General features: G+C 35.3%; 9 protein-coding genes. 1 reads left to right on the top strand and 8 read right to left on the bottom strand.

Features of this window, described 5'->3' with window-relative positions; translation table 11 throughout:
• Positions 1-598 precede the first annotated feature (598 nt).
• The 5 genes from ADH52_RS06555 to ADH52_RS06575 all read right to left on the bottom strand — a co-directional run bounded on the left by ADH52_RS06555 (position 599) and on the right by ADH52_RS06575 (position 11,246).
• Positions 599-7,090 carry a S8 family serine peptidase gene (locus tag ADH52_RS06555; RefSeq protein ID WP_049510642.1) on the bottom strand — a complete coding sequence of 2,164 codons (6,492 nt, stop codon included), beginning with the start codon at positions 7,088-7,090 and terminating at the stop codon, positions 599-601.
• Positions 7,091-7,661: 571 nt separating this feature from the next.
• The gene (locus ADH52_RS06560; RefSeq protein ID WP_049510643.1) at positions 7,662-8,447 is read right to left on the bottom strand and encodes an ABC transporter permease; all 786 of its coding nucleotides are present in this window, start codon (positions 8,445-8,447) and stop codon (positions 7,662-7,664) included.
• A 1-nt stretch (position 8,448) separates the two neighbouring features.
• Positions 8,449-9,267: an ABC transporter permease gene (locus tag ADH52_RS06565; RefSeq protein WP_049510644.1), complete on the bottom strand. Its 819-nt coding sequence runs from the start codon at positions 9,265-9,267 to the stop codon at positions 8,449-8,451.
• A gap of 1 nt (position 9,268) precedes the next feature.
• On the bottom strand, positions 9,269-10,261 hold the full coding sequence (locus tag ADH52_RS06570) for an ABC transporter ATP-binding protein (protein ID WP_049510645.1): 993 nt from the start codon (positions 10,259-10,261) through the stop codon (positions 9,269-9,271).
• A gap of 580 nt (positions 10,262-10,841) precedes the next feature.
• Positions 10,842-11,246, bottom strand: coding sequence for a hypothetical protein (locus ADH52_RS06575; protein WP_049510646.1), 405 nt, complete (start codon positions 11,244-11,246; stop codon positions 10,842-10,844).
• 493 nt (positions 11,247-11,739) lie between these two features.
• Between ADH52_RS06575 and ADH52_RS06585 the strand changes: the two genes are divergently transcribed.
• The gene (locus ADH52_RS06585; RefSeq protein WP_049510648.1) at positions 11,740-12,201 is read left to right on the top strand and encodes a helix-turn-helix transcriptional regulator; all 462 of its coding nucleotides are present in this window, start codon (positions 11,740-11,742) and stop codon (positions 12,199-12,201) included.
• A gap of 134 nt (positions 12,202-12,335) precedes the next feature.
• Here the strand turns inward: ADH52_RS06585 and ADH52_RS06590 are convergent, their stop codons facing one another.
• The 3 genes from ADH52_RS06590 to vncR all read right to left on the bottom strand — a co-directional run bounded on the left by ADH52_RS06590 (position 12,336) and on the right by vncR (position 15,339).
• Complete coding sequence (locus tag ADH52_RS06590; protein ID WP_001019001.1) at positions 12,336-13,217, bottom strand: class II fructose-bisphosphate aldolase; 882 nt, start codon at positions 13,215-13,217, stop codon at positions 12,336-12,338.
• A 140-nt stretch (positions 13,218-13,357) separates the two neighbouring features.
• Entirely contained in the window at positions 13,358-14,686 is a 1,329-nt protein-coding gene (gene vncS, locus ADH52_RS06595; protein ID WP_049510650.1) for a sensor histidine kinase VncS, read from the bottom strand.
• Positions 14,683-15,339 carry a response regulator transcription factor VncR gene (vncR, locus tag ADH52_RS06600; RefSeq protein WP_049510651.1) on the bottom strand — a complete coding sequence of 219 codons (657 nt, stop codon included), beginning with the start codon at positions 15,337-15,339 and terminating at the stop codon, positions 14,683-14,685. Before vncR ends, vncS begins: the two co-directional genes overlap by 4 nt.
• Between the last annotated feature and the right edge of the window lie 90 nt (positions 15,340-15,429).

Below are 15,429 nucleotides of genomic sequence, written 5' to 3' on the forward strand. Positions count from 1 at the left end.
ATTCCTCCCATTTTTCACTATATTTCACCTATATCTTAAACAAATTCGTAAGATTTGTCAGTATCCATGAATGGATGGATTTTCAAAAGAAAACCAATCAACTAACCCTTAAATATTGGCAGCAATAGAATCATCCATTAAACTCTATATCGGATTTATTAACATAAATTATACCATAATTTTTAAGAATTTTATATATTTTTATAGTCTAACTATGATAATGAAAAGGAGCTATCCTTTCATATTATTCACTTATATTATGTTTATAAAAAATCTAATAGGCATATTTACTTATCATATTTCATATAGCCTGTACTTCATCAAATAAATCTTGAGTTTTTACTACAATTGTAAAAGCACAGTTTTTAATATATAGTTCGATACTGTATTTTATGAAATTGGTAAAATCCAAAAAATCTTCCTATCTGTAATAAGAAGATTTTTTGTTATCTAAATGAAGTCCATTAATACATTCTAAAAGTGTATAATTATCAATGTAAACTTAAGAATTAAGTATTAAATAGTAATTGTCAACAAACTGTTTAACCATCACAGTATCTAATCTCAACACATAAACATTTTTTCTATAGATTTTGTCTTAATCTTGATCTTTTTTCTTCAATCCAAGAAGTGCTCCTACTATAAACAATATTCCAGCAATAAATGGTGTAAGAACTGCTCTAACTGTTCCGGTTTTTGGCAACCTGTCAGAATGGTTAGTATCCGACTTACTATCAATGTTAGTATGTTTATTAGCTATGTTCGCTTGTTTATTAAGATAGACTTCCTTCTTATTTTCAAAGTTTTTATCAAGAACTGTAGTTGTAACATCCTTAGTTGAATCAGATTTTTGTGAATGATTTGCTCTTTGTAAGTCCTCTATTCTATGACTTTGATTTAATTGACTAGGATTTACCTGTGGCTTATCTTTCTTTTTGGATACATCAAAAGTAGGTTTATTTTCCTCCTCCTTTTTCTCCTCTATTTTCTTGAATACAGGTTTTATAAGTGTATCTTTTGACACATTAATAACATAACCAGCATCTTTTTTCCCTTCGAAACCAGCAATTTCCCAGCCGTCAAATTGATATCCTTTTTCTGATTCGCCCATATAGACAGGTAAAATGAAATCTTCTTCCGCCACTATCGTTGAACTCATTTCTTTTCCATTTTGAATGGTCACAGTTACCATCTGAGGTTTTAATTCGCTCACCTCTCCCGTATCTTTGTTTAAAATGAATTCTTTTACGGTTGTATTTCTTGCAAAATCTTTTACAACTATCTTAATGTTTAGTGTCTTATCTGCTATTTGTTTAATATCAGCAAATGATTTGTATTCTTTTCCATTTACATAAATATGTTGTTCTTGAATCTCACCATCGAATCCATTATTTCTTTTATCATTGATATTAAAGACTACAGATTTTCCCTTAGCATATTCGATACTAGTATTTCCTTTTGGATCAATGTTTACTTCTGGTTTAACATTATCATATAAAAATTGATAGTGTACTCCAACCGCTTTCGCATTCAAATCGCTATAGCCAGTTTGAAGATAAACATTTCCATCCATGTCTGTTACCTTATCTGGGAATCCGTTTGCTTTATAGTCTTTCATCCCCCAGTCCATGATGTCACCGTCTTTAACATTAAGCTTAATGTTAAAATCTCTAGTGTTATCAATGTGTAAATCTCCATAGATTAAATAATTATCTACAACCGATTCATTAACTCTCAACTCCCAGTTAAAACCACCCTTATCAGAAATCTTACCTCTTAAATAAAATTCTGGATTTCGTACATAAATTTTATTAGATTTAGATGGATTAAAGTAGTTCTTGTCCATTGAAAGATTTACTGGTTTTGCATCAATAAATAATGTAGAGCCATCTTCTTTTATAGCTTCTACATTGGACCTATCCTCCCCAGTATACTCTTTACCATCCTTACCAAATAATACCAGTTTAGAAGAATCTGTCACAAGATTTCCATCTTTATCGATTGCTTCCCCTTTATCATTCATTTTAAATGTAAACACTTGATACCTTACAATGTTAAAGCCGTCCAAAGCCGACATCAATACTGATTGAGTACTTCTTCCATCTTCAACATTTCTACTATCAGCATAAATTATTTTTTCTGATAAGACTCTTAGATTAGGATTGGCCTTTTGGATTTTTGCTATATCTTCCTGGCTATAAACTCCATTTCCTTCTAACATATCCGTTTTTCCAGGATTATAGGTAGTCACTTTTAGTGCATAGCCTTTTCTTAGAATGATGTTATCCTTTAATAGATATTGTTGTTTTTCTGAATCAGCATAGATTTTACCAGATTCCATGTCCGTTAAATTGGTTGGTTTATTTTTTGAAAGATCTCCTTCTCCTAATTCTATTACATTCCCATAACTTGATGCATAGGGATATTCCGTTTTAGTTTCCTTATTTTTTTCAGGCATTCTAATTTTAGTCTCAGCTTTTATCTGATCATCATCTTTAACAAAGAATCTCATATCTCCTGCAAAAGCTAATCCATCCACAATATCATTAACATTAGCGTATAAATCAAATGTCATCGTTTTTGAGTGGGAATCATACTTGGTCGTTTTGATTTCTATCGATTTATAATTATTGCCATAATATACCTTGGCATTTTTAGAAACATTACTTATCTTTCCAAGAATTTCAAAGTGTCCATCTTTAGACGGGCTTAGAACACCATAAATTTTTGATTTGATTTCGTCAAGTTTTTCAGTTTCATATTCTAAGGCACTACCATCGTCATATGCAATGATATTTCCCTTATCATCGTATTTATAATCGTATTCCTCTGTTCTCTTACCAGTTTCACTTGTAAAGTCATCAACTTCTCTAAATTTCTTTTTAATCAGTTTCTTTAAATCTTTGCTTTCAAAGTCTCTAATTGTTGAGATGACTTTATTGATAGTAAAGCTAGATTTTTCTTCGGTAGCCTCTTCATTGTCTTGATGATGTTCTACTTCAGTTGCATCTTTTTTAAGACTATCCTCTTTTCTATTTTCTAAATGTTTAAATTTAGATTCGGCAATCTCGCCAAGCTTTTGGTATTTAGATGAATCTTGATCAGGATCTACTAGATAATAGGAAATCATCCCCTTTTCATCAGCATGATCAGCAAATTTAATTCTATGAATCTTTGTGAAATTGCTAGAGCCATCTAATGCAATGACTTCAATGATTTTTCCTCTTAAATCTCCTGCACCTTTAATTTCATAAATGGTATTTCCATCTTTGTCAAGTTTTCTATTTCTTCCTTGACCCTCACCTGCATAAGTGACCTCAAGATTTTTTTCAACCTCTCCATCTTCATTAACAAGAGCGGCTCCTGCATACCAAACTTCGTTGGCAATCTCGTCAAATTTTTCAGGATGTTCTTTCTGATCTCTCGCAAATAAAGTTTCATTCTTGTATTGCTCTTTTACCTTATGATAAGTATCCTTTGTAATCAACTTAATTTTTTCAGGATTTGAAAAATCAACAGAAACAATCTTAGGTGCTGTGTTATCAATTTTTACAGGAATATAGGAAACCTGCCATGGATAATCTTTAGTTAATCTATATTTAAATTTATAGAAATATTGACCTTCTGCAATTGGCTCAAATTGACCTCTTATCTTAGTAGCAGGATCTTTGGTATCCTTGCTTTCTGGTGCATTTTCTTCTTTCCCTCTAGGATTATAGATGAGTCCATCCCATTTCAAGTCGCCCCAAACTTTTAGCTTAGAAGATTTGATTCCCTTTGCATCATTTCTTTTAGAGTTTAAAATTCCTTTAACAAAGTGTTCTCTCGAAATGACTTTTAAGTCGATTTGATTTTCTCCCTCTTTATTTGTATTCACTATTGAAATCAATCCTTCTTCTGCACTTCTTAATACAAGTGGAGAAGGTGTTAATCCTCTCTCAAGTTGAGCATCTTGAGGATTTCCATTTGAATCTAAAGGATAAATTTTAGCAATCTTAGAACCACTTGATGATGGTGCGTTGATCCCTTCGTTATTGAAAGCAAATAATTCTGGATTTTGATCTAGGGATGTTGTATTTTTATCTTTTCTATTTTGTATAACTCCTGCTGGATTAAATTTATCTATACCATGTTCTCCACCAATTCCCTTATTTAAGGTTCCTGGAATTTTTGGTTTGCCATCATCATCATAACCTTCCATTGTTTTTGATTTTGAACCTTCTTCCCAGGCCCATTTATCAAGGATTGGTTCGTGGTTCCAATTCCCAGCAAATCCCATTAGAGGCATCGATAAAGAAGGTTGGAAATTTGTTTTCTTCCCATTGGAGTTTAAAGCTTCCATTTCTTCCACTGACTCAAAATGAATAAATGATTCTACAAATTTATTTTTATTTTTAGCTTCTCCAACGTTTATAACCGCATTTAAATCAAAGCTAGAATTTGGGCTTATAGTGAAAGTATCATGCTCAAATGTAATATTTGCTCCTTTGACTTTTTCTGGGTGGATTTCTGGAACAATTTGCTTCCCATCTGGTGATTTTTCGTCTTTATATGTTTCATCCAGTTTGAGTCTGTCAGTTAGAGCATCTGTAGTTACAGTTGATGCTGAAACTTTAAAGGTCAAAGGTCTGTTTGATGTATTGTGAAGCTTAATTGTAAAATATTTTTTATCTCCTTTTATTTCTTTAAGAGAAATAGAACCATAAGAGTTTACCAAACCTTTAGAATCCGTGTTTTTAAAAGTCGCTACGACTTCATTTCTCAAAGCATTGGCAACATTAATTAGCCCTGCCCCCTGTTGTCTAGGTGATGCAAAGTATTGACTTTTTTCTTTCCAAGAAGTCGCATCCATCATAGGACGTGCAGTATTTTGTAGGGCTATTTTTGTAAGACTTGTAAGATCTATTTTGTCATCTCCCTTAAGATTTTTCAATACAGGTCTTTCAAGCATTTCCTTTAACTTTGGTCTAATCAAGACAGTAGAAGCTGCTACGATTGGAGTTGCCATACTAGTTCCTGACATATAGCCATAAGTTGATTTCCCATTAATGACATTGAGAGTGGATTTAATATTTTTACCAGGTGCTGAAACATCAGGTTTTAAAAGTAAATCTGTTCTCGGTCCCCAAGATGTGGACCCTGCTGGAACTATGATATCTTCTTTATACAGTTCTTTGTCTGTGTCAGATGCAAACTTAAAGTCAATTTCTTTTTCATCACCTACATTCGGTTTATTAGAATTATAGCTTGCCATATCAATTGGATAGTATTGCTCCAATTTATCTTTAAAATCTTCTTTATTATTTCTTTTGACTTTAGTTTTTTTATCAGGGTTAATCATGTTCCATAACTTTACACCATCATCTCCTGAAATTGAGAAAACTTGACTAGTAGTTCCTTCATCCTCCTCATATCCCATGGCTGGAAGCTCTGTCCAATTATCTCTATTGTAGTAATTTACAGTATTTACAACCATAATAGCGCGTGCGCCCTTATCCGTTGCTCGTTTAAAAGCATTTTTTAAATCCTTTGTATAAATTCTATCCATTACTGCAATTTTGCCCTTAAGATCCAAACCTATCAAATCTTGGTCTTGACCTTTGCCTATATATACAAATTTCAATTTACTAGGAGCTTTTGAACCATCTTCGTTTGTTATGATTTTATTCTTATCGAAAAAGGCCCCTATATTTCTGTATTTAAAACTTTCTCCACCTATGTTAACTTTATCAAACTCAACTGTTTGATTTTTAGCAGAAGCAACTGCTATCGCATCTTCATGTGCTGCAGTTCGTGTTACATTTCCAGTGTCGGTCATTTTCAGATTATTATTTGCCACTAAATCCCACGAAGAACTTGAAGCAGAAGTCGCATAGTTACCTGTAGCTACGACCATTGGAATGCCTGCTTTTCTTAACGCTCTAATAGCTTGCCAATATTTTTCACCTACAAGACCTGTTCCTGTAAAGCCAGATGATACCGAAACAACATCGACATTGTGTTTGATGGAATCTTCAATAGCATGAAACATTGTTTCATCACCTGCGAATCCAGATCCAGCATCAGAGTACATTTTATAAGAGAAAATTTGTGCATTAGGCGCTATTCCATCTATTCCGTTAAAGTTTTTGATATCTTTTTCAGTATCATTTCCCGCAAGAATTCCTGCAATATGCATCCCATGTGGATCAAAATAATCGCTTCCATCATCAGATTTTTCTACAGTAATTTTACCACCATTATAATAATTGAAAGCATGAGGAATTTTATCGCTCAACCAGAAATTTTTATCAGTACCTTTTAAGTCTTCTTTTTTAAATTTCATTGAGCTTTTGGCATCATCATCGATTCTCATAGCTTTATGTCTATAATCAGTCCCAGTATCGATGTTTGAAATGACCATACCTCTACCATCAAAATTTTTACCAAATGGTGCATTGATAGATTTTAGGTAATCGATTGCCTCTTCAACTCCAATTTCTTTTCTAGCATGATTCATCATAGGTTGGACTTTTTGTGATCGTTCAACCGATGAAATACCTTCTATTAGTTTAATTTTGTCCAGAGTATCTTTGGTTGTTTCAATAGCGCTACCGTTAAAAATTCTATCATAAGTATATAAAACTTTTGTATTCTTAAGATTTGATAGTTCCTTGATTGCTTTTTCTCCAGATTCTTTATCTTTAAATTCAGCAATATAGACAACTCTATCTTCTTTTTTGGGATTTTCTGTGTCTTTACTTGCAGACGAGTTTGCATTATCTCCTTTGTATTGATTGGAATCTTCTTTTTTGATTGTTGCTTTTTCATTGTTAGTTTTATTGTCTATCACAGATTCTTTACTAACAACTTCTTTTTCCTCAATAACTGTTGTTTTCTTCTCTTCAGTATCCTTTGAAGTTTCTATAGCATTATGAATATCTTCATGTTTTTCTTTGTTTTCTTTTTGTTTATCTACTACTTTTTCTTTATCAGAGATACTTAAAGCATCTTCAGAACTAGATGTATCTGCTAAGACTACCTCATTAGGGACATATGCTGCTAAAATAACTGCAGCTGTGGTTAATGACAATACTGTACTTTTTTTCATTTTAATTCCTTACATATTTATTTAACTTCCAATAGATAGAAAACTTTAACTTTGCTAGCCTTTGTTATAAAAAGTTTTACTAAGTATTATCTAGGAAATAGAGTAGTACATTTATATATAATTGTTAGCTCTCTGAAAAATAGTATATCAATTAAAAAAATTTAAGTCAAGAAAAATTAAGGGATATTAATTTTGTTTTTAATATGTGTTAAAAAAGATATAAAAATTTCGTACTTAACTGAGATACATTATAAGCACATTCACACCATCAAAAATAGTAGCAATCAAGTTGAAGCACTACCAGAGTTACAAAAACAGACATAATTGATGCAATAACAATGTTGTGTAACAACATAAATAACCGATAAGAACTAGGCTTAACGGTTATTATATACTTATCTAATTTTTTTCAAATCTTCAGTCATATGTTCACCTATGACCTAGACTTTACGACTCTCTTGCTCTAGCGACTGAGCTAAATCGGCGATTTCAATTATAGTATAGAAGTCAAGAAATTTTCATCTCTATTAAAAAAAGCCTGTCCTGAGACAAGGCTTTGATATTCTATTATTTACGAACCTGCACTTTCGTAGGCGTCCAAGCCCCTATCCCAGAGTTTAAGAGAAATGACAAAGAAAAGAAGGGAAATCAACATCAAACCTCCTATGTTAAAGACTACATCCTTGTCCTGCAAGAAATAGCTAGCAGGATAATAGGCCGTAAAGGCAAATGGCACGATAAAGCTAATCAACCATCGAAGAAGCGAATTGTAAATCGAAATCGGGTACTTGGCAAAGTCATTGAACATATAGAAGATGTAAATCATTGCTCCTGACTGCTTGGTCCAAAAAGCGATACTGGCTGTCGCGATTTTCAAGGAAGTATAAATCAAGGTCGCAAAAGGAATACAGACTAGGAAAATCAGAATTTTTGGAAAGGTCCAAGCAATGCTAGTTACTGTTGTTGCTAGTAAAATACCACCGACCAAGAGCTCACCCAAGGCATCAATCTGAAAAGTCTCAACTAGGATGTGAAAGAGAGGATTGATAGGACGCGTCAGATACTTGTCAAACTCTCCTTTTCGCACCAAACGTTGACCTAAAGCCCAGAGATTGTCAAAAAAGAGATGGTCCAATCCCTTGGGAATCAAAGAAAAACCATAGATAAAGGTAATTTCTTGAAAAGTCCAGCCTTCTAGGGATGGGATGTGTTGAAAGATGACATTGAGAAACAAGAGGTTCAAGCCTTGAGTTAGAAAAACTCCTAAGACACCAACCACAAAATCAACCTTGTATTCCATGATTTGCTTGATGTATTGTCTGATAAAAATCAGATGCATGCGTTGATATTTTTTCATACTAACCTCCCTGAATGGTAATGAATGACTGGACTCGTTTCCAAATCAACTGAGACAAGCCCACCATCACTAAGAGCCAGAAAAACTGCAAACCGAGCGCCTGAAGAATCTGATTGGCATCGTATTTCCCAACGATAATCATGACCGGAGTGTAAATCAAGGATGAAAAAGGCAGGAAGGACAGAATATCTGAAACAACCTTGGGAAAGAAATCCAAGGGAATCAAACTTCCAGACATAAAGGCCACTATTGAAGTCTTAAGAAGGTTGGAACCCCAAAGATTTTTAAACACAAAGGCAGAAAATCCAAAGCAGATATTAAAGAAAAAGTTAATCAGATAGGCCAGCGTTAAACTAAAAAGATAAAGGACAGTTAATCCCAGCACTTCTACAATCCCTTGCCCAGATAAGATTTTCATCAAGACAATGACACTTAAAAATGGCAGGCCAACGCTGATAAAAATCAACCACTTGGACCCCAGTTCGGTGAAAAGATAAGAGGCTGCAAAATGCACTGGTCTCAACAAGCGCATGATAATGGAACCATCCTTGACCTCCTCCCCAATCATAAAGGACGAATCTGACCTAGTCAAAAGATTGGTCACAAAACTCATGATAATGTAGAGGGTGATATCTGCCATACTGAAGCCCTGAATCAAGGAATCCTGCGAGGAATCAAAGACAGCCTTCCAGAGATAAAAGGCCACAAAAGCCCCCATGACATCGCCAATCCGATAGAGAATAAAGTTGACTCGGTAAGTAATCAACTCCTGAATCCCTGCATTGATAAAAGGTTTATAACGTCTCCACAATTTGATCATCCTAGAGCTCCTTTCGGTAGAAGCGACGGATAATATCCTCAATATCCGTATCCACCATCTTCAAGTCGCGGATCTCAAAATCAGATAGGGTCTGCTTGATAATGTCAGCTGACTGATAGCGAGAACTATCAAATTCAATGTTGAGACTATTCCCTTGTCTATCAATGCTCATATCCGAAAAGCCTTCATAGTAAGAAAGGAGATGACTTTGACCTGGTAGCAGTTCAAAGGAGAGCGTCTTCATCTTACCAAAGGTCTCCTTGAGTTGGCTCACCGTTCCATCAAAAATCTCCTGCCCCTTATCAATCATAAAGATCCGATCACAGAGTTGCTCAATATCGCTCAGGTCATGAGTGGTCAAGAGAATGGTTGTTTCTTCCTCTTGATTGATTTGGGTGATAGCCCGACGAATATTATCCTTGACCGAAACGTCCAAACCAATGGTCGGTTCATCTAAAAAGAGAACTTTAGGATTGTGAAGCAAGGAAGCTGCAATATCCGCCCGCATCCGTTGTCCCAGCGAAAGAGTTCTCACGGGATCCTTGATAAAGTCCTTCAAATCCAAGACTTCATTCAAAAAATCCATGCGCTTATGGAAGAGCGAATCTGGCACATCGTAAATCTCTTTCAAGACCGTGTAGGTCTCTTGTAGCGCCAAATCCCACCATAGCTGGGTTCTTTGCCCAAAGACTACTCCAATATCCTTGACATAATCTTGGCGATTGTCCTGTGGAATCTTGCCGTTAATCCGACAAAAACCAGATGTCGGTTTCAAAATCCCGGTCAGCATTTTAATGGTTGTCGACTTCCCAGCACCATTTGCCCCGATGAAGCCTAAAATCTGCCCCTTTGGTACCTCAAAAGTCAAATCCTTGACCGCTTCAAAGGTCTGTTTTTCAGGATGAATAAAGGAGCGCAAAGCCCCCTTCAAGCCCGGTTCCTTAACAGTCTTCACAAAATTTTTCTGAAGATGTTCTACTTCTATCATTGCCATATCTATCTCCCTATCGTAAGGAATAGCAACATTGTGTTTTTGACTACAAATATTCTAAATCCTTACTTTCTAAACCTGCTACATTTTATTATTACAGAAGGCTCTATACCAACCTATTATAGTCCAATAAAAACTAGAATGCAAGCGTTTGCTTAAAGTTTATGAAATTGAAAATGTTTCTCTTAAAATAATACTTTTAATCAAAAATTTATAGCTTAATAGTTTTCTGAAAACACGCAAAAAAAACCCACCCAATGGGCAGGATAGATATAAAGTAAAATATTTCTAATTTAGTATGTTAAAACCCATAAAAATCTAAAAACCTAAACGTTCTGGATCCCAATTACCATAATCATCGTATCCAAATCCATCAGGAACCATCGCATCAATCCCACATTGTTCTAGAAAACGAAAGCAGTCTTTGCAATAGTAAACTCCATCAATATGATCGCTACCTTCTCAATTAAGCTCTCTCTTAGTGAACTCTCCATCACATTCTTCACATGTATATAATTTTGACATATAATTACCTCTCTTTGTCCTTTTTAAATTATGTTTCAATCAAATATAGAGTGTAAAACTACAAGTTATTCTCTTTACGGAATTCCTCTTTTTCTATTTCTGTTCCTCCTCTTACAAAAGTATTTTCGCCTAGATGATATAAATGTACACAAGGAGATTTTCTTTCATCAGGATAAATATGATTAATAGCTTGTTCTTCTTGTAGCAGTTCAGAAAAGATTGAATCATCTAGTGATCTGTCTTGCTCTGTATCTTCCAATTCATTAATCCGTCTTTGATTAAGAATATTCTTATTAGTCATCAAACTTAAAATAATTAATATAAATTCAGGATTGTTTACAACAAAATTTAGACATTGCCTCCCACCTTTTGACATACTTTTGCCAACAGATTTTGATATTTTCATGGTAATGTTTAATGCACTATTTGCCTGATCTTTGATTCTTTGTGTATTAATTTTCATTTCTTTCCCCTTTTTTATTTTAATTTTATCTGACTTTTATTGAATTAGCCACAATATATGAATTAATTAATCCAATTTTATATTTTTTGTTCAATATTTTTGCACATTGTAAAACACTGAATTCACTAGACTCTAAGAAATCTATTTCAGGATCTCTATTGTTTATCAAAAAAACCGTAAACTTTTTAGTAATTATGTTCTTTCTAACCGATAGAAAGAAACACAAAGAAATTAGCAATAAGATAAAAATCAATTGAATATCCATAAAAACACTCCTCTTAACTTTTTATAAATGGTTTTCCTATAATTATATAAATTAGATTCTACATTTCCTCTTATTGAGTTAACAATAGTATAGTACAATATTTTTTACTTGTCAATTATTTTAATTTATTTTAAAAAATTGTCTTGTTAAATATTATTTACTTAGACAATAATTTAAAAATTTTATTTTTTTGTTATAATAGAAATAGAAAATTATAAGGAAGAAGTCATGTTAAAAGAAAAATATCCATCAACAGAAGATACAAGATTAATTCTACAAAATAACCTAAAAACTATTCGAGAGATTTTGAATTGGACAAGTTCAGATCTAGGCAACCTTATAGGAGTTACTAAACAAACCATTAGTAATCTTGAAAAACAAAATAATAGATTAACGAAACTCCACTATATTGCATTACGTACTGTAATAGATTTTGAAATTGAAAATTTAAAAATGACAGATCAAGACAGAGCTGATAGAGTACAAATGTTGCTAAATTTTTTTGATGAATCAGAAAAAAATGCAGTGTCTGATAATAGGTCTATAGATTTAGATAAAATTAGTGTAGTATCTTCATTAATTGCTGCTACATCTACTGTAAAACTTGCTTCTAATATCATGGGACCACTTGCAGCAATTCTTGGGACACCAGATGTTTCAGTCTTAATGAACTCAAAAGATAAGAAATAAAATTTATTTCGTAAAAATAAAACAAAAAGCAAAAACTTCTAGTCGTTTTTGCTTTTTTTCTACGACAAAAAACTTTTCTATAAACCAAAAAAACCCACCCAATGGGCAGGTTCTGTATGTATTGTTCAGCTAGATTAAGCTTTACCTTCTGAACCGAATACGTCGATACGTTCTTCAACTGATGCTTGGATAGCTTTTACACCGTCAGCCAAGAATTTACGTGGGTCGAAGAGTTTTTTCTTGTCGTATTCTGCTTCGTTTGCTTCGTAGTCACGAGCAAATTTACGAGTTGCGTTAGCGAATGCGATTTGGCATTCAGTGTTAACGTTAACTTTCGCAACACCAAGTTTGATAGCTGCTTGGATTTGCTCATCAGGAATACCTGATCCACCGTGCAATACGATTGGGAATCCAGGAAGAGCTTCTGTCAATTTTTGCAAGTGGTCAAGGTCAAGACCTTCCCAGTTAGCTGGGTAAGGACCGTGGATGTTACCGATACCAGCTGCCAAGAAGTCGATACCAGTTTCAACCATTGCTTTAGCGTCTTCGATTGGAGCCAATTCACCTTTACCGATGATTCCGTCTTCTTCACCACCGATAGTACCAACTTCAGCTTCTACTGAGATACCTTTAGCGTGTGCTTTTTCAACAACTTCTTTAGCCAATTTAAGGTTTTCTTCAACTGGAAGGTGTGAACCGTCAAACATGATTGAAGTGTAACCAACTTCGATACACTCAAGTGCATCTTCGTAGTGACCGTGGTCAAGGTGGATAGCTACTGGTACAGTGATACCCATTGATTCAACAAGGTTAGCGATCAAGTTGCGAGCAACTTTGTAACCACCCATGTATTTAGCAGCACCCATTGAAGTTTGGATCAAAACTGGAGCTTTTTTAGCTTCTGCTGCGCGCAAGATAGCTTGAGTCCACTCAAGGTTGTTTGTGTTAAATCCACCAACTGCATAACCGTTGTCACGAGCTGCTTGGACAAATTTTTCTGCTGAAACGATTGCCATTTTATCAGGCCTCCTGTATATTTTTATGGGTCATCCCATTTACATTGTTCATTTTATCACTTTTTGATAAAAAAATCTAGTTTTTCCCGCAGTTTCGATTGAATTTCTTCTAGCTTCATCTATGTAAACCCTTTCTATTCCTAGTCTTGGGCGGCTTTTGGAAAAGCTATGAAGAAGGTCAAACGATTCTCCTGCATTTCAAAACGATAAGCTAATTTTTCATGTTCTAATAGACTTTTGACCACAAAGAGCCCCATCCCCGACCCCTTGGCCTTACGACTAGCATTATCAGAAAAAGACTGGGCTAGTTTTTCTTGTTCTTCGGGACTGCAGCTATTTTCTATAAAAAGTTCACCTTCTCTTTCTCCAATGCTAACTAAGCCGCCTGGAACGGAGTGCTTGATAGCATTACTGATGAGGTTAGACAAAATCAACTTCATGACAGATGGGTTTAGATAAGCCTGCTGATGAGTCAAACTATTGTCTATCTGGAGCTCTCTATCCTTGGCTAGTAAAGCATAATCCTTAACCAGACTTTGCGTTATCTGGTGTAGGTCAATTTGTTCCCTATCATCTCGCAATTCCTGCACAGACGAGAGAGAAAGTATCTGGAGAACGTGGTGATTGAGCTCATCCACAATCCCCAAAGCAACTCCCAGATAGTGGTCTCTGTCCTTATAGCGACCGACATTTTCTTTCATGTTTTCGATCAGGATTTTCAAACTAGCCAGAGGCGTTTTCAATTCATGAGAAGCCCCTCGTAGGAATTCGACCTTCATCTTCTCCAGCTGGAGAATAGCTTCATTCTTGTCATGCAAGTCCGCAATGACAGTCAAAAGATGCTGGTAGAGGCTATTGATTTGTTCTTTGAGATCACCAATCTCATCCTTAGAATCCACGCGCAATCGCACTTGAGCATCCAGTTCCATCATCCGTCGGGTCACCCGCTTGATTTCCAAAATCGGAGCAACAATGGTTCGAGCATAGATATAGGCTACTAAGAGGGAAATCAGAAAGGATGCCAGCAAGGTATAGGGAAGAAACTGGAGACTGATTTGCTCTGCTTCCTTTTGCAAGTCCATGGAAGCTAGAAACTGGAGAGTCATAGTACCACCGTCTTGCGTTGTCACCTCACGTTCCTCAATAAAGAGAGAGGTGGTCTGACGGTCCGTATCCAGAGGAAGGCTGTCCTTGACTTCTAACTTGTCCTCTGTCATCTCACCCTTAACGGCCCCCTTGATATCACTAGTCTGGGAATACAAGTCTAAGACTTGCTCGATGCTCTGCCTATCCTTGCCTTCTAGGGACTGGGCAATGGCTGTCGCTTTCTGACCAATGGTTTCCTGACGGTGGCTCAAATAAGTAGAAGGAAAAAGAAAATAAATAGCTAAATGCAGGCAGATAACCAGAACACTAAATATCGAGAAGGTATAGATAAATATCTTTGTAAATAAACCTGTTCGTTTCATTTTCGCTCCAATTTATAACCAACATTGCGCACAGTGAGGATGCAGTCCAAGTCTAGCTTTTTCCGTAGTTCCTTGATATAAACATCAATGACACGGTCAAAGGGAACCTCATCTGTCGCTTTCCAGACAGCATCGATTATCTGAGATCGGGTCAAGGCCCTTCCTTCATTTTTCACCAGATAGTCCAGAATTTCCAACTCTTTGGCATTGATAGCTACTTCCTCACCTTCTAGACTGGCACTGTAGCTCTCAAAGTCCACCTTGGTATCTTTATAGGAGAAGACTCGTCCCGTATCATAATAGCGCTTGAAAATCGCGTCCACCCTCACTTTTAAGAGGGAGAGGGAGAAGGGCTTTTCCAGATAGCCATCTGCTAGCGAAGCAAAGGCACTCAACTTGTATTCTTCATCCTGAAAGGCAGTCAACATCAAGACAGGGACTTGGCTGGTTTTGCGAATCTCAGCTAGCACTTCTAGACCATTGAGCTTGGGCATCTGGATATCCAGTAAAACCAAGGCTACTTCATAGCTGGAAAATTTTTCTAAGGCTTCTTGTCCATCTACAGCCTCAATGGTTTCATAACCACAATCCGTCAAATAGTCACTGACCCCCTCACGGATCATCTCTTCATCTTCTACAATTAAAATTTTCATAGAAAAACGTTTCACATTCCTTTAAATTACATGTAAATTATCTCAATTTCATCTTGAAAAAAAGAGGCCTTATCAAGATAAAATAGATAA

This window comes from Streptococcus pseudopneumoniae (assembly GCF_001072665.1).
Classification (GTDB): Bacteria; Bacillota; Bacilli; order Lactobacillales; family Streptococcaceae; genus Streptococcus; species Streptococcus pseudopneumoniae_S.